This window comes from Erythrobacter sp. (assembly GCF_036351135.1).
Classification (GTDB): domain Bacteria; phylum Pseudomonadota; class Alphaproteobacteria; order Sphingomonadales; family Sphingomonadaceae; genus Erythrobacter.
The window spans coordinates 148,990-164,848 of record NZ_JAZBON010000017.1 but is presented as its reverse complement, the minus strand read 5'-3'; the positions used below and the strand labels follow the sequence as shown (position 1 = coordinate 164,848).

Annotated in this window: 16 protein-coding genes; 14 read left to right on the top strand and 2 right to left on the bottom strand. The window is 64.0% G+C overall.

Annotated features, from left to right (window positions below; genetic code table 11):
- Nucleotides 1-55: 55 nt before the first annotated feature.
- Nucleotides 56-955 (bottom strand): phosphoserine phosphatase SerB, encoded by a 900-nt coding sequence (gene serB, locus V2I30_RS05495; RefSeq protein WP_330661072.1) that lies wholly within the window; start codon nt 953-955, stop codon nt 56-58.
- On the opposite strand from serB, the gene miaA reads away from it, so the two are divergent.
- The 11 genes from miaA to V2I30_RS05440 all read left to right on the top strand — a co-directional run bounded on the left by miaA (nt 948) and on the right by V2I30_RS05440 (nt 11,940).
- A complete protein-coding gene (gene miaA, locus V2I30_RS05490) occupies nt 948-1,916 on the top strand; it encodes a tRNA (adenosine(37)-N6)-dimethylallyltransferase MiaA (RefSeq protein ID WP_330661071.1) in 969 nt (322 codons plus the stop codon). The two genes, serB and miaA, sit on opposite strands and share 8 nt — an antisense overlap.
- 285 nt (nt 1,917-2,201) lie before the next feature.
- Entirely contained in the window at nt 2,202-3,956 is a 1,755-nt protein-coding gene (gene ilvB / locus V2I30_RS05485; RefSeq protein ID WP_330661070.1) for a biosynthetic-type acetolactate synthase large subunit, read from the top strand.
- Nucleotides 3,957-4,101: 145 nt separating this feature from the next.
- Nucleotides 4,102-4,617 carry an acetolactate synthase small subunit gene (ilvN, locus tag V2I30_RS05480; RefSeq protein WP_330661069.1) on the top strand — a complete coding sequence of 172 codons (516 nt, stop codon included), beginning with the start codon at nt 4,102-4,104 and terminating at the stop codon, nt 4,615-4,617.
- A 104-nt stretch (nt 4,618-4,721) separates the two neighbouring features.
- Nucleotides 4,722-5,756 (top strand): ketol-acid reductoisomerase, encoded by a 1,035-nt coding sequence (gene ilvC / locus V2I30_RS05475; RefSeq protein ID WP_330661068.1) that lies wholly within the window; start codon nt 4,722-4,724, stop codon nt 5,754-5,756.
- A gap of 184 nt (nt 5,757-5,940) precedes the next feature.
- On the top strand, nt 5,941-6,540 hold the full coding sequence (locus V2I30_RS05470; RefSeq protein ID WP_330661067.1) for a DUF4329 domain-containing protein: 600 nt from the start codon (nt 5,941-5,943) through the stop codon (nt 6,538-6,540).
- Between the two features lie 36 nt (nt 6,541-6,576).
- On the top strand, nt 6,577-6,960 hold the full coding sequence (locus V2I30_RS05465) for a hypothetical protein (protein WP_330661066.1): 384 nt from the start codon (nt 6,577-6,579) through the stop codon (nt 6,958-6,960).
- Between the two features lie 27 nt (nt 6,961-6,987).
- Complete coding sequence (locus V2I30_RS05460; RefSeq protein WP_330661065.1) at nt 6,988-7,635, top strand: YceI family protein; 648 nt, start codon at nt 6,988-6,990, stop codon at nt 7,633-7,635.
- Between the two features lie 76 nt (nt 7,636-7,711).
- Nucleotides 7,712-8,860 (top strand): alpha-hydroxy acid oxidase, encoded by a 1,149-nt coding sequence (locus V2I30_RS05455; protein WP_330661064.1) that lies wholly within the window; start codon nt 7,712-7,714, stop codon nt 8,858-8,860.
- A 129-nt stretch (nt 8,861-8,989) separates the two neighbouring features.
- A complete protein-coding gene (locus tag V2I30_RS05450; protein ID WP_330661063.1) occupies nt 8,990-9,427 on the top strand; it encodes a hypothetical protein in 438 nt (145 codons plus the stop codon).
- Nucleotides 9,428-9,676: 249 nt separating this feature from the next.
- On the top strand, nt 9,677-11,362 hold the full coding sequence (gene leuA, locus V2I30_RS05445) for a 2-isopropylmalate synthase (protein WP_330661062.1): 1,686 nt from the start codon (nt 9,677-9,679) through the stop codon (nt 11,360-11,362).
- On the top strand, nt 11,359-11,940 hold the full coding sequence (locus tag V2I30_RS05440; RefSeq protein ID WP_330661061.1) for a DUF924 family protein: 582 nt from the start codon (nt 11,359-11,361) through the stop codon (nt 11,938-11,940). The genes leuA and V2I30_RS05440 overlap by 4 nt, the downstream gene beginning before the upstream one ends.
- 14 nt (nt 11,941-11,954) lie before the next feature.
- Here V2I30_RS05440 and V2I30_RS05435 read toward each other — a convergent pair whose 3' ends face one another.
- Entirely contained in the window at nt 11,955-12,329 is a 375-nt protein-coding gene (locus V2I30_RS05435; protein WP_330661060.1) for a hypothetical protein, read from the bottom strand.
- A gap of 333 nt (nt 12,330-12,662) precedes the next feature.
- On the opposite strand from V2I30_RS05435, the gene V2I30_RS05430 reads away from it, so the two are divergent.
- The 3 genes from V2I30_RS05430 to V2I30_RS05420 all read left to right on the top strand — a co-directional run bounded on the left by V2I30_RS05430 (nt 12,663) and on the right by V2I30_RS05420 (nt 15,819).
- A complete protein-coding gene (locus V2I30_RS05430) occupies nt 12,663-13,340 on the top strand; it encodes a glutathione S-transferase family protein (protein ID WP_330661059.1) in 678 nt (225 codons plus the stop codon).
- A gap of 345 nt (nt 13,341-13,685) precedes the next feature.
- On the top strand, nt 13,686-14,750 hold the full coding sequence (locus V2I30_RS05425; protein WP_330661058.1) for an amidohydrolase family protein: 1,065 nt from the start codon (nt 13,686-13,688) through the stop codon (nt 14,748-14,750).
- A 64-nt stretch (nt 14,751-14,814) separates the two neighbouring features.
- Complete coding sequence (locus V2I30_RS05420) at nt 14,815-15,819, top strand: NAD(P)H-dependent flavin oxidoreductase (protein WP_330661057.1); 1,005 nt, start codon at nt 14,815-14,817, stop codon at nt 15,817-15,819.
- The last annotated feature ends 40 nt before the right edge of the window (nt 15,820-15,859 follow it).

Genomic DNA, 15,859 nt, shown 5'->3' with positions numbered 1-15,859 from the left:
ACCGGGGCGAATTTGAAACCCCCCAGTTATGGCTTGGCGGCGCCAGGGTCCGACCTCACGCGCCGACCCAGTCGCGCCGGGGAATGCCTAGCAGGGCCAGAACGCCGGTCAGGTCGCCGCGCTCCACCCGTCCGTTCGCCGCTTCTCGCGCTTGCGGCTTGGCGCGATAGGCGATGGCGTAGTCCGCCGCCTGCAGCATGGGAATGTCGTTCGCCCCGTCGCCCGCCGCCAGCACCCGCGCACCGGAGCCGAGCCGCACGCGCTCCTTCTCTAGCACCGCGCGCTTGGTCCGCCCGTCGCTGATTGCGCCCACGAGCCCGCCGGTCAGCCGACCTTCCTCGACCCCCAGCCTGTTGCCCACCACGCGGTCGAAGCCGAGTTGCTCGCCCACCCGGTCGGCGAAATGGTGAAAGCCGCCCGTCACCAGCACGCTGCGACAGCCATGCGCGGCGAGCGTCGCCACCAATATCCGCGCGCCCGGGCTGGGCGATATGCGCTCGGCAAGGCAGCGGTCGATCGCACTCTCCTCGAGTCCCGCCAACAGGCCCACGCGTTCGCGCAAAGCCGCTTCGAAGTCGATCTCGCCGCGCATGGCGCGCTCGGTAATCACGGCGATCTGCGGCTTGAGATCGGCGAAGTCGGCCAGTTCGTCGATGCATTCCTGCCCGATCATGGTCGAATCCATGTCTGATACGAAAAGATGCGGGACCGCGATCTCGCCCTCGCCCACCAGCGCATCGGCGGGGGCGAAGAAGCGGTCGATCGCCGCGAGCACCTTCAGCGCCTGCCCCTCGGCGAAGCGCATCTCGAGCACGGGCAGTCCGACATCGAGCATCATCGCCGAGGCGAGCGGCATCCCGTCCGCCTCCAGTGCGGCGCTGGCGGCATCGAGGCGCGTGTCGAGATCGCCCGTTCCCTCCGAAAAATGGTCTGCTATCAGACGCGCGATGAGCACCGACAAATCTCCCGAGAAAGCGTCCGCCTCCAACACCGGGGCGCCGCCGGTCGCGCTCATCGCAGGGCCGACCGCGAGCGGCAAGAGCGCAGCGGCCCTTGCGCTCGCCGAGGCGCTGGAAAAGGCGGGGCGCAGGCCCGTCATCGTCAATGCCGATTCGATGCAGGTCTATTCCGACATTCCGATCCTTTCCGCCGCGCCGAGCGAGGAGGAGCAGGACCGGGTGCCCCACCGCCTCTACGGCGCCTGGGACGGGGCCGATGCCTGTTCCGCCGCCGACTGGGCCAAAGCCGCGCGGGCCGAGATCGACGCCGCGCATGAGGATGGTGCGGTGCCGATCCTGGTCGGGGGGACGGGGCTCTATCTCAAGGTCCTGATCGAGGGGATCGCCCCGATTCCCGAAATCGATCCCGAAGTGCGCGAAGTGGTGCGCGCGATGGATAGGGGCATTGCCCATGCCGCGCTGGCGATCGAGGATCCGCTGCGCGCCGCCACGCTCGATCCGGGCGATAGCCAGCGCATCGCCCGCGCATTGGAGGTCAAGCGTTCGACCGGGGTGACGCTGGCCGACTGGCAGCAGGCTAAGAGCGGCGGGATCGGCGAAGAGGTCGACGTCCATGCCGCCGTGCTGATGCCGGAGCGGCAGTGGATCTATGAGCGGTGTGACAAACGGTTCGCGCAGATGGTGGCGGGCGGCGCGGTTGAGGAGGTCGAGGCGCTACTCGCTCGCAGCCTCTCCCCCGATCTGCCGGTGATGCGCGCCATCGGGGTGCGCGAGATCGCCGCGCTGATCGCGGGCGATATGACGAAGGACGAAGCGATCGCCGAGGGCGCACAGGCGACACGCCGATATGCCAAGCGGCAATTCACTTGGCTGCGCAATCAGAGCCCGCCCGGATGGCGACGCATTGAGACCAATTCGATTGATGTCGAAGGCGTTTTTGATCGATTGTTACGTTAATAGCGGTTGACGGGACATATTGCGCTGCTAAGGCCGAGCTACGCCGCGCAGGCGGGGCGTTGTCATTCACCCGCCGCACCATTAAGACAAACTCAGACGACGAAGGACGAGACGTTTTCCATGACCCCGATCGTAGACATCGATGTCGTAATTATCGGCGATACGGGCTGATCGGGAGCGTCCTTCGACACACCTGACCGGCCCGAGGCGACATGCGCATCGGGCCGTTTTCATATCCACCACGCTTTTTCTCCGAAACTTTCTTTTCAGGCATAGGACGTGATTATGGCGCAGCAAACGGGGGCCGCCCTGCTGATGGAAGCCCTGATCGATCAGGGCGTCAAGTTCGTTTTCGGCTATCCGGGCGGCGCGGTGCTGCCGATCTACGACGAATTGTTCGGTAGCGAGCGCATCCGCCACATCCTCGTGCGCCACGAAGCGGGCGCGGCCCACGCGGCCGAAGGCTATGCCCGCGCAACCGGCAAGCCGGGCGTCGTGCTGGTCACGAGCGGCCCGGGTGCGACCAATGCGGTAACCGGCATCGCCGATGCGTGGATGGATTCGATCCCGCTCGTCGTCATCACCGGACAGGTCCCATCGACCCTGATCGGCACCGATGCGTTTCAAGAAGCCGACACGGTGGGCATCACGCGCCACTGCACCAAGCACAATTACCTTGTGAAGGACCCCGCCGACCTCGTCGCCACGATCGAGGAAGCCTTCCGCATCGCCACCACCGGGCGGCCCGGCCCGGTCGTCATCGACATTCCCAAGGACGTCCAGATCGCGGTGCCTTCGCTGTCGCGCGCGAGCGCCCTGCCCGGCTCGCATCGCTACGCCCCGCAGACGGTCGCCCCCGCCGACCAGATCGCCGAGGCTATCGAGTTGATCGAGAATGCCGAGCGTCCGGTGCTCTACACTGGCGGCGGTGTTATCAATTCGGGCCCGCGCGCGAGCGAGGCGCTGCGCCGGTTGCAGGATCTGACGGGTGCCCCGGTCACCTCGACGTTGATGGGACTGGGCGCGTTCCCGGCGAGCCATCCCGACTGGCTCGGTATGCTGGGCATGCACGGCACCTACGAAGCCAATATGGCGATGAACCGCAGCGACGTGATGGTCTGTATCGGCGCGCGGTTCGACGATCGGGTGACCGGACGGCTCGATGCGTTTTCGCCGGAGAGCACGAAAATCCACATCGACATCGACCGGAGCTCGATCAACAAGACGGTGCCGGTCGAGCTCGGCATCGTCGGCGATTGCGCGACCGTGCTCGAACAGCTGATCGAGGCGTGGGGGGATCGCCGCGGCAAGGACATGGGCGAGTGGAAGGCGCGGATCGCCGGCTGGCGCGCGCGCGAATGCCTCGCCTATCCCGAAAAATCGCGCAAGGAACCGAACGCGATCATGCCGCAAAAGGCGGTCGAGCGGCTGTTCGCGCTCACCCGCGATCGCTCGCCGATCATCACCACCGAAGTCGGTCAGCACCAGATGTGGGCGGCGCAATATTACGGCTTCGATGAGCCCAACAAATGGCTGACCAGCGGGGGGCTCGGCACGATGGGCTACGGCCTGCCTGCCGCGATCGGCGCGCAGCTCGGGCATCCCGAGCGCCTGGTGATCGACATTGCCGGCGAGGCGTCGATCCAGATGAACATTCAGGAGCTCGGCACCGCCTCGCAATATCGCCTGCCGGTCAAGATCTTCATCCTCAACAACGAATATATGGGCATGGTCCGCCAGTGGCAGGAGCTGACCTATGAGAGCCGCTACTCGAACAGCTATTCCGACAGCCTCCCTGATTTCGTCGCTTTGGCGCAGGCTTATGGCTGGAAAGGGATCCGCATCACCGAGGAAAGCGCACTCGACGACGGCATCGCCGCGATGATCGCACATGACGGCCCGGTCATCGTCGATTGCTGCGTCGCCAAGGACGCCAATTGCTTCCCCATGATCCCGAGCGGCGCGGCGCATACCGACATGCTGCTCTACGGCGACCAGGTCGAAGGCACGATGGACGACGAGGCGAAGGCGCTGGTGTGATGCGTTCCCCCACCCTCCTCCCCGTTCGTCCCGAGCGAAGTCGAGGGACCAGTTCGAGCGAAGCCGAGAACGCGGTCAAACTCTCGGCTTCGCTCGAGCATGCCCTTCGACAGGCTCGGGGCGAATGGTGGGAAGGCAAGGCGCTATGAAAATCCAGTCCGCCCAAACCGAACGCCACGTCCTCGCCGTCACGGTCGATAACGAGCCAGGCATCCTCGCCAAGATTACCGGCCTCTTCACTGCGCGCGGCTACAATATCGACTCGCTTACGGTGGCCGACATTTCCGACGATCATGCGGTCAGCCGGATCACCGTGGTCACCAACGGCCCTCCGCAGGTGATCGACCAGATCGAAGCGCAGCTTGAACGGTTGGTGCCGGTGCACAAGGTCATCGACCTCACCGCCGCCGGCCCGCATGTCGAGCGCGAGCTTGCGCTCATCAAGGTCGCCGGCCGGGGCGAACCGCGGGTCGAGGCGCTGCGCATCGCCGAACTGTTCCGCGCCAAGGTTATCGACACCACGACTGAGAGCTTCGTCTTCGAACTGACCGGCCCGCCGGACAAGATCGACAGCTTCATTGCCCTGATGCGCGAGCTCGGCCTGGTCAGCGTCGGGCGCTCGGGCGTGGTCGGCATGATGCGCGGGGCCGGAGGGGCTTAGAAATTCATCGTCACCCTGGACTTGATCCGGGGTCTCCATCGGATACGTGCGACGTGGAGGCACGAGATCCCGGATCAGGTCCGGGATGACGAAGAGGAATACGAATGAAAGTTTATTACGACGCCGATGCCGATCAGCAGCTAATCAAGGACCGCAAGGTCGCGATCGTGGGCTATGGCAGCCAGGGCCATGCCCACGCGCTGAACCTGCGCGACAGCGGGGTGGGCGAGATCGCCATCGCCCTTCGCGACGGCTCTTCCAGCGCGCAGAAGGCGCGCGCCGCGGGCTTCGAGGTCAAGTCGGTGTCCGACGCGGCGGAGTGGGCCGATCTCGTCATGATCCTCGCCCCCGACGAACATCAGGCGGCGATCTGGGCGAACGAGATTTCGGGCCGGATGAAACCGGGGAGCGCCCTCGCCTTCGCGCACGGCCTCAATATCCATTTCGGTCTGATCGAGGCGCCGGCTGAACTCGACGTCATCATGATTGCGCCCAAGGGGCCGGGCCATACGGTGCGCTCCGAATATGAGCGCGGCGGCGGGGTGCCGTGCCTGATCGCGGTCGACCAGGAAAGCAGCGAGAGCGGTGGCAACGGCTTCGCAAAGCAACTGGCGCTGTCCTATGCGAGTGCGGTCGGCGGCGGGCGCAGCGGCATTATCGAGACCAATTTCCGCGAGGAATGCGAGACCGACCTGTTCGGCGAACAGGCCGTCCTGTGCGGCGGTATCACCCATTTGATCCAGGCCGGCTTCGAAACCCTGACCGAGGCCGGATACGCGCCAGAAATGGCCTATTTCGAATGCCTGCACGAAACCAAGCTGATCGTCGATCTGCTCTATGAAGGCGGGATCGCGAACATGCGCTATTCGATCAGCAACACCGCCGAATACGGCGACATCACCACCGGCCCGCGGATCATCCCCGAAGAAACCAAGGCCGAGATGAAGCGCGTGCTGGACGACATCCAGTCGGGGCGCTTCGTCAAGAACTTCGTGCTCGACAACCGCGCGGGCCAGCCCGAACTAAAGGCCGCGCGCAAACGCGCCGAGGCGCATCCGATCGAAAAGACCGGGGCCGAACTGCGCGCGATGATGCCCTGGATCAGCACCAACAAGCTGGTCGACAAGGAGAAGAACTGAAAGGTGTCGCGAGTCCCAGCGAAGGCTGGGACCTCCCTCAAGCTCGCGCCATGTTTCGACAAGGTCACAGCCTGCCGCGCGCGGCAGTTTATCCTGAGCGACGCCGAAGGCGGCGTCGAAGGGCTGGGACTCGCACCCCTCGGCACGCTCGACAAAACCGCTGGTCGAACCCACCTGACAGCGCATGCTGAAAAGCCCCGTTCCGCGCGTCGTCTACATCCTGTTCGCGATCGTCTTCGCGATCATCGTCGCGCGCGCCTGGTCCAATGTGAAAGGCACCGACGCGCTCCAACCCAGCCTGCCGCAATCCACCGTCCAAGCATTCGCCCGGCAGCAGCTCGACGCGCTGCAGCCGGCGAGCTTTGCCGGCAATCAGGAGCTGTGCGGCATCATCTACGAGACTTCCGAAGGCACGCTCGGCGTGACGCGCCAGAGCGAGGGCGACGTGGCGACGTGCGATATTTCCTTCTTCGACGAGCCGGGCATGGTTCCGGTCGCGAGCTTCCACACCCACGGTTCGCATTCGCCGCAATATGACGGCGAAGTCCCCTCGCTGATCGATATTCAGAGCGACGTGGCAAGCGGCATCGATGGTTATGTCGCGACGCCCGGCGGCCGGTTCTGGCATATCGACCACGATAGTGGGGCGGCGCGGCTGGTTTGCGGCCCCGGTTGCCTCGCGCAGGACCCCGCCTATGTCCCGTGCGCCGACGACCGGATCGCGGAAATCTACACGGCGGAAACGCTGGCCGCCCGGTTCACCGCGCCGCGCTTTCCCTGCTAGTCGGAACCACCGGCGCCCTTTGGTGCTTATAGGGGCATGAACTCGATCCGAACCTGCGCCGCCCTCCCCGCCCTGATGCTGCTCGCCGCCTGCGGCGAGGCGACCGACGCCGACGCGCCGCCCAACCCGACCGAGCCGGTCGAGGTCGCCGAAATCTCGCGCGATCTGCCCGACGTCGACGAGGTTGCCCCGCCGGTCGGCACAATCGACGCCGGTTGCCGGGCACAGCTCGCCGAACCCTTCGTCGGTGAGACGCTCGACCTCGGCACGCGAACCACGCTGCTCGACGCGGTCGAACCCCAGGCGATCGTACGCTTCATCGAGCCGGGCGACGAAATCGAGGGCGATGACAACAATGCCGACCGCCTCAATATCCGCACAAACGAGGCGGAAGAGATCACCGAAGTCTTTTGTGGTTGAACCCGCCTTAGGAAGGAATACTCCGACATGAAGATCCTCGCCCTTGCAGCTTCCGGTATCGGTGCCGCCGCCCTGTTTACGGCGCCCGTTCTCTTCGCACAATCCGGCGACCTGCCCGGCCAGATGGACCCGTCGCTTGTAAGCGCCGGGACCTATTCGCTCGACCCTGCTCATACGCTCGTCGTGTGGGAAGTGAGCCATTTCGGGTTCAATGACTATTTCGGATTGTTCGGCGACATCGAAGGCACGATGAACCTCGACCCGTCCGATATCTCCGCGACCGAGCTGGAGATCATGATCCCGATCGCGCAGGTCACGGTTGCAAGCGATGATTTGAAGGATCATCTGCTGCGCCCTGCCGAAGATGGAGGCAGCCCGGATTTCTTTGGTCCGGAGCCGGGAATGGCGACCTTCACCTCGAGCCAGGTGCGACGCACGTCCGACACCACCGCCCAAGTCATGGGCACGCTCGAAATGAACGGGCGCAGCGGTCCGGTTACCCTCGACGTCGAGCTTGCCGGCGCCGGCGCGAACCCGATGAGCGAGGCGATGACGGTCGGCTTTCACGCCACCACCACGATCGATCGGACGCAATGGGGCGTAGATTACGGGCAGGGTCTGATAGGCAACGATGTCGACCTCGAGATCAGCGCCGCCTTCGAGATGCAGGAATAGAGGTCCTGCGCCGCGTGTTGCGTGGTCCCGGCACGCCTCGACAGGCGGCACGCGATAAGCCACAGCGCAGCGCAAGATGCGCCTTTGCGATTGCCACAACATCGAGGATTTCCGGCGGCTGGCCAAGGCTCGTCTGCCCTTCCCCGTCTTCGATTATATCGACGGGGCCGCGGACGACGAGCGCACGCGGGCACGCAATACGGAAAGTTTCGAGGAGGTCGATCTCGTCCCCGACGTGCTCGCCGGGGTGGCCGAGATCGATACGAGCTGCACCGTCCTCGGTCGCAAGAGCGCCCTGCCCCTGATGCTCTCGCCGACCGCGGTCCAGCGCGCCTTTCACTGGCAGGGTGAGACGGCGGTGGCGAAGGCGGCGGCGAAATTCGGCCTCTGGTTCGGCATATCCAGTCTCGCGACCCGCTCGATCGAGGAGATCGCCGCACTGACCGACGGGCCCAAGCTGTTTCAGCTTTATGTGCACAAGGACACCGGCCTCAACGATCACATGATCGAGCGTTGCCAACGGGCCGGGTTCGATGCGCTGGCGCTGACGGTCGACACGATCGTTTCGGGCAAGCGCGAGCGGTGTTTGCGCAGCGGCTTCACCACCCCGCCCCGCTTCACTCCGGCAAGCCTGTGGAGCTATGCGACGCGCCCGCGCTGGACGCTCGACTATCTCCTGCGCGAGAAATTCCGCCTGCCCAATCTCGAAACGCATGTGTCCGAAGGGTCGAGCGAGGCGGTGAGCATTGCGGACTATTTCAACACCATGCTCGATACGTCGATGGACTGGTCGACCGCCGCCGCGATCCGCGAGCAATGGGGCGGGACCTTCGTGCTCAAAGGCGTGATGAGCGCGGGCGATGCGCGGCGCGCGGTCGAGATCGGAGCCGATGCGATCATGCTGTCGAACCATGGCGGCCGGCAGCTGGACGGCAGCCGCGCCCCCTTCGACCAGTTGCCAGAGATCGTCGATGCGGTGGGCGGCGAAATCGAGATCATCTGCGATGGCGGCATACGTCGCGGGACGCATGTGCTGAAGGCGCTCGCCAGCGGCGCCACGGCGGCGTCTGGTGGGCGGCTCTATCTCTATGCGCTGGCCGCCGCGGGACAGGCCGGCGTCGAACGTGCGCTCGCCATTCTCAAGGACGAGATCGAGCGCGGCATGCGGCTGATGGGCGTAACGCATGTGGACCAGCTGACGCTCGAGCGGATCAGACGGCGTTAAACCCCGCGCGCCGGCCGCCGCAAGGGCGCTGTCATCGATTGCTACTGACGCCATCCTGCCTGCATGTCATAAGGCCGTAACGCAAAGGGCGCTTGAGCGCTCGCGGACAGTTTGCCGACGGGACATATCATGACGACCATCCGCCTTATCGCCGCGGGCGCATGCCTCCTCCTCGCCGCATGCGGAGCCAGCGAGACGCCCGAGGGTGACAGCGCCGACGATTTCGCCGCGCGCATCAATGGCACCGCCCCCGCTTCGCCCGCGCCGCAGGGTACGGCGGCGCCGACCATCGCCGAGCCGCTGGCGGGCGCAGCCGAAGGCGTCTACGCGCCCGGCACGGCGACCGATCCGCAAAGCGCCACCTGCGCCGCCAACGATATGGGCCCGTTCATCGGCAAGCCCGCCGACGATCCCACCCGCGCCGCGATCATGACCGCGGCTGCGGACGCGCGCGAGATCCGCTTCGTATCGCCCGGCTCGGCCTATATCCGCCCCGATCCGACGTCGTCACGGCTCAACATCATGATCGACAATTTGGGTATCATCCGCGACGCGCGCTGTGGGTAGGGCGCAGGCGAGGCCCGGGCGTGCGAAGGGTTGAAGTGTTAACCATTCTGCGCCACACCCTCGCTCATGGCATCGGACACGGCCCTGCTTCTGCGACTTACGCGCCCTTGGGCGTGACCTGACGCGCGGCCACATGGCGCGCGGCGAAGCGCCCAAGGGACGAAGAACCCCCCCGCCTCATCAGGTAGCCCCATCAGGCAGCACCTTCAGGCACCCGCCTCCAGTCGTTTCTGCGAAAGACCGCCAGCCATGCTGACCAATCCGTCCGACAAATACCGCCCATTTCCGCAAATCGACCTGCCCGATCGGCGTTGGCCGGGCCGCGTCATAGATAAAGCGCCGCGCTGGCTTTCGACCGACCTTCGCGACGGCAACCAGTCGATCATCGATCCGATGGACGGCGTGAAGAAAGCGCGCTTTTTCGATCTGCTGGTCGAGATCGGGGTGAAGGAAATCGAAGTCGGCTTTCCGAGCGCTGGCGCGACCGAGTTCACCTTCATCAAGCATCTCGTCCAGTCCGGCACGATTCCCGACGACGTGATCGTGCAGGTGCTGACGCAAAGCCGCGAAGACCTGATCCGCACGAGCTTCGAAAGCCTCGAAGGCGCGCGTGCGGCGATCGTCCACCTCTATAACGCCGTAAGCCCCGCTTGGCGGGACATCGTCTTCCGCATGTCGAAGGACGAGGTGCGCGACATCGCGGTTGCCGGCGCCAAGGTGATGCGCGACGAGGCGGCCAAGCGTCCGGATACCGACTGGCACTTCCAGTACAGCCCCGAAACCTTCTCCACCGCCGAAATCGATTTCTCGATTCAAGTCTGCGAGGCGGTGATGCAGGTGCTCGCGCCCACGCCCGACCGTCCGATCATCCTCAACCTCCCCGCGACGGTCGAAGCAGCGACGCCCAACATCTACGCCGACCAGATCGAATATTTCACCCGCAACCTGCCGAACCGCGAGAGCGCTGTCATCAGCCTCCACACGCATAACGACCGCGGCACGGGCGTTGCGGCGGCGGAGCTTGGCCTGATGGCGGGCGCGGACCGGATCGAGGGCTGCCTGTTCGGCAATGGCGAGCGCACCGGCAATTGCTGCCTCGTGACCGTCGCGCTCAACATGTATACGCAAGGCGTCGATCCGGGGCTCGATTTCTCCGACATCGACCGCGTCATCGAAACGGTCGAATATTGCAACGACCTGCCTGTGCACCAGCGCCATCCCTATGGCGGCGAACTGGTCTTCACTGCCTTTTCCGGCAGCCATCAGGACGCGATCAAGAAGGGCTTCGAAGCGCATGAACGCCAGAACGACGAGCTGTGGCGCGTGCCCTATCTGCCCATCGATCCGGCGGATCTTGGCCGGGACTATGAGGCCGTCATCCGCGTCAACTCGCAAAGCGGCAAAGGCGGCTTTGCCTGGGTGCTGCAGCAGAAGCAGGGCATCAAGCTGCCCAAGGCGATGCAGCGCGATTTTTCCAAGCATGTGCAACGCCTGGCCGACCAAACCTCGCGTGAACTGGGTGCCGACGACATCTGGGATGCCTTCAAGGCCGCCTATCACGTCCAGACGCCCGACAAGCATTTCCAGCTGGTCGACTACGACGAAACCCGCGCCGGCGACGGCACCCGCATCTTCACCGGCAAAATCGCGGTCGAGGGTCAGGAGCAGAGCGTATCGGGACGCGGCAACGGCCTCATCTCGAGCGTCATGGCCACCTTGCGCGACGTGTTCGATCTGGACCTCGAAGTCGTCGACTACTCGCAGCAATCGCTGGGTGCCGGAACCGACGCCAACGCCGCGACCTATCTGGAATGCGAAACCCCCGATGGTCGCACCATCTGGGGCTGCGGCATCGACGAGGACGTCGCCACCGCCAGCGTGCGCGCCGTGCTGAGCGCGGCCAATTCGGCGGTGGCGCCTGAGCCGGAAGAGTGAGCGAGACCGAATTCGCGCAAAGCGTGCCCGACGAGGCAATGGAAGTCCTGCAATTCTGGTTCCTCGAACTCAAGCCTGAACACTGGTTCGGCGGGTCGGAGCGCGTCGATACCGCGTGCGAGCAGCGCTTCGGCGAAACGCTGGCGCAGGCCGCGGCGGGAAAGCTCGATCACTGGGCCAAGATCCCGCGCGGCCTCCTCGCGCTCGTCATCGTGCTCGACCAGTTCTCGCGCAACATCCACCGCGATACCGCGCAGGCCTATGCCCAGGATGGAAAGGCGCAAGGGTTCGTCGAGCAGGCGCTCGCGAAGGCGTGGGACGAAGCGATGGGCATGGATGAACGCCAGTTCCTCTACATGCCGCTGATGCACGCCGAAGACCGCGATCTGCAAAGGCTCGGCGTCGAAAAGTTCGAAGCGCTGGCCGAAACCGCGACGGGCGTCGTCGGCTTCGCCGAGAAACACCGCGCGATCATCGAGAAATTCGGCCGCTTCCCCTATCGCAACGACGTGCTGAACCGGGAGATGACCGAGGCGGAGCGCAAGTGGATCGAAGAAGAAGGCAATCCGTTCGGCTGATCCGGCCGATCGTCCTAGGGATTGCGGCGCCGGATGCGACTCCCGTTAGGGACACCCGAGCGGTTGTCGCATTTGGTGCCTCGACCATCCATTGAGCGCCTGAGCAGACGGCGCTTCATGTCGTCGGAAACGCGGTCTATCGCGTCGCAATCATCCTTTGCTTCTATGACTTTCGCGACCTCTTCGATCATGCTTTCTGCAGCTTCGAGTTCGCGTTTATTCGCACCGCGCTTTTCCAGTTCGTGCTCGACCACTTCGATCAGCCGTCCAGCGCTGCGAAGTTCTTCCGCGAGCCTTTCCTCGATCGCGTCGTCGGATTTCTCGATCGGCTTGTGCACGCGGAATGCGTCGCGGAGCTCACGCAGTTGGTCGGTGGGAAGGCGGAGCATGTCACCCTCGTCGATCTCGCGCCACCCCCCAGCGCTTTTGCAAAAGAATATTCCATGCGAGCCGGTTAGCTGGCTTTCGTGAAGCGATGGTTAAGGCGACTTAACGATCGACGGCATGTAGTTTGAAGGATTTGCAGGCGCCGCACGATTTGGAGCCATGGGATCCACGAGGACACTCCCGCGCCAGGGAGCGTGCAGTGCTAAGCGCGGCAAATTCTGAGGTGGCTGGAAAGGATCGAGCGTGAGGTTTGGGGTGGCAAGCTGACGGTCTACCGAAATTGTTGTAGAGCGGACGCTCGTCGCCGATCAATTTGGCAATCAAGAAACGGTTCGATGATGTCAGTGAATCTCGTTCAGCTGCATGGATACAAATATAGCGTCTACCATCGGATCGCTCGACTGGTTTTGCTTCTCAAAGGAGTTCGGCACGAGACAATCGAGGTCGATCCGTTTGGCGAGGTGCCGGATGAGTATCTGGACATAAATCCATTCGGTCGAGTGCCGACGCTGACCCATGGTACTTTCGCGTTGTTCGAGACCAACGCGATCACACGTTACATCGATCGGGCATTTGAGGGTTTACCTTTACAGCCCAAGAGCGCGGCTGCCGTCGCCAGGATGGATCAAGTAATCGCTGTGATAGACGCATACGGCTACTGGCCAATGGTGAGGCAGGTTTCCTCCCATGGCTTTTTTCGCGATCTATTTGGCGAGACTTCAGATCCGGATGAGGTTTCCGCTGGTCTTAAGAAATCTCATCGCGTCTTAGCTTTCCTCGATGGCGTCGTGGAGGAAGGCACAATTCTTGATGGTAAAGCTCTTACGCTAGCGGACTGTCACCTTGCGCCTATGCTCGACTATTTCGTCCGCGCCGATGTTGGGAAGGACGCGCTATGCAAACACGCTGCGCTGCAAGACTGGTGGAAGAGCATCGCTTCTCTTGACGTCTTCATCTCGACCGATCCAATACCAGATCATATTACGCCAACGGCTGCTCCTGGCGACAACTAGCGTCGCTTCGTATGTCCGACTTTGAGGTCCCAACCGGACGTCGGTTTCCTACTCCCTCCCATTCTCCTATCCAAAAAGCATGCCTCTTGGCCACGCTTCTCTCCTAACCTCTCTTTCAAAAGCGAAAAGTGGCGCGTCGCTGGGAGACACTCTTACAGCTTCCAGATTGACGCTTCTGCGCTTCCACTGCGACGCTTTGCCCCGCCAAAGTGACACTCGGGCGGCGACAGTAACGCTTTTGCGCCCGATAGTGACACGATCGCACAATTTGCTCCTGGACCGTGTTCCACCTGTTCCATCCTGTTGGGTTTCGGGGCACACCTTGCGGCCAAGGGAGAGCCAGCAATGACCGAAGACATCCTCGAACCCGAGACGATCCTTGAGCCGGAATTGGCCATCATCGATCCGCACCATCACCTGTGGGACCTGCGCGCGCTGCTGCCGATGTTCCCCGAGCCGCGGCATCGCTTCCTCGAGACGCTGGTGCCGGTCGCGCATTACACGTTCGACCAGTTCCATAACGAGGTCGCTGGCAGCGGACACAACGTGCGAGCGACGGTCTTCATGGAATGCGGGGCCTTCTACAACGCCGCCTATGGCGAGGCGACAAAGGTGGTGGGCGAGGTCGAATACGTGAACGGCGTCGCGGCGCAGAGCGCGAGCGGCCTCTATGGCGAGGCGCGGCTGTGTGCGGCGATCGTGGGCCATGCGGACCTGATGGCGGGCGCGGCGGCGGGCGAGGTGCTCGATGCGTTGGCCGAAGCGGCGCCGGGGCGGTTCCGGGGCATCCGACATGCCGCCGCCTGGGACGCCGATCCCGAGGTGCTGGGCGCTCCCTTCGACCATCCGCCGGAGCGCTATCTCGACCCGACGTTCCGCGAGGGCTTCGCCGAGCTCGGCAAGCGGGGCATGAGCTTCGATGCGTGGATCCTCGAGCCGCAGATCCCCGACGTGATCGACCTGGCACGCGCCTTCCCGGACCAACCGATCTGCCTCGACCATTGCGGCACGCCCCTAAGCAATGCGAGCTATGATGGCAGGCTGGAGGAACGCTTCGACATCTGGCGCGAGAGCATCGGCGAGCTGGCGACTTGCGAGAACGTGGTGGTGAAACTGGGCGGCCTCGCAATGCACAATTGCGCAATGCCGCCCGAGGGGCCGGCCGCCGGCTACGCCTCCGAAGCGCTCGCCGGGATGTGGCGCCCCTATATCGAGACCTGCATCGACGCCTTCGGCACCAGGCGCTGCATGTTCGAGAGCAACTACCCGGTCGATCGCTGGGGGGCGAGCTATCCGGTGCTGTGGAACGCCTTCAAACGGATCACCGCCGGCGCCAGCGCGGACGAGAAAGCCGACCTCTATGCCGCAAATGCAGCGCGCTTCTATGCTATCGAAAGCGCGCTTGCCTGATTGAGACATGCAACTTACCCCGCCTTGAAGCCGTAGCTTGGCCCAGACATCAGGAGAGACGCCCATGCCCCTGCCCGCCCCGTTCGATCGCCTGCGCCTGCCGCTGATCGGTTCGCCGCTGTTCATCGTGTCGGGCCCGGAACTGGTCATCGCGCAATGCAAGGCGGGGATTATCGGCAGCTTTCCGGCGCTGAACGCGCGGCCGCAGACCCTGCTCGACGAATGGCTCCACCAGATCACCGAGGAACTGGCGAAGCACAACCGCGAGAACCCCGATCGTCCGGCCGCGCCCTATGCCGTCAACCAGATCGTGCACAAATCGAACGACCGCGTGATGGAGGATATGAAGACCTGCGAGAAGTGGCAGGTGCCACTGATCATCACCTCCTTGGGCGCGCGAACCGAGATCTTCGATGCGATTCGCGGCTGGGGCGGGATCAGCATGCACGACGTCATCAATAACCGCTTTGCGAACAAGGCGATCGAGAAAGGCGCCGACGGTCTCATCCCGGTTGCCGCCGGTGCGGGCGGACATGCGGGCACGCAATCGCCTTTCGCTCTGATGCGCGAGATCCGCGAATGGTTCGACGGTTTGGTCGCGCTCTCGGGCTCGATCGCACACGGCTCCTCGATCCTCGCGGCACAGGCCGTGGGCGCGGACTTCGGCTACACCGGCAGCGCCTTTATCGCCACCACCGAAGCGAATGCCAACGAGGGCTACAAGCAGGGCATCGTCGATGGCAGCGCGGAAGGGATCGTCTATTCGAACCTCTTCACCGGCGTCCACGGCAACTACCTGCGCTCCTCGATCGAGAATGCCGGGCTCGACCCGGACGACCTGCCGACCAGCGACCCGTCCAAGATGAACTTCGGCAGCGGCGGCAACACGAAAGCGAAGGCGTGGAAGGACATCTGGGGCTCGGGACAGGGGATCGGCACGGTCAAGTCGGTCGGCAGCGTGGAGGACATGGTCGCCCGGTTCGAGCGCGAATATCACGAGGCGAAGGCGCGCCTTGCTGCCGACTCGGACTACACGCCGTGGTCGCAGATGAAAGAGGCGGCGGAGTAGGCGCTTAGGTCGCGGGTTCGACCCGCATTCGAGTTCAGCG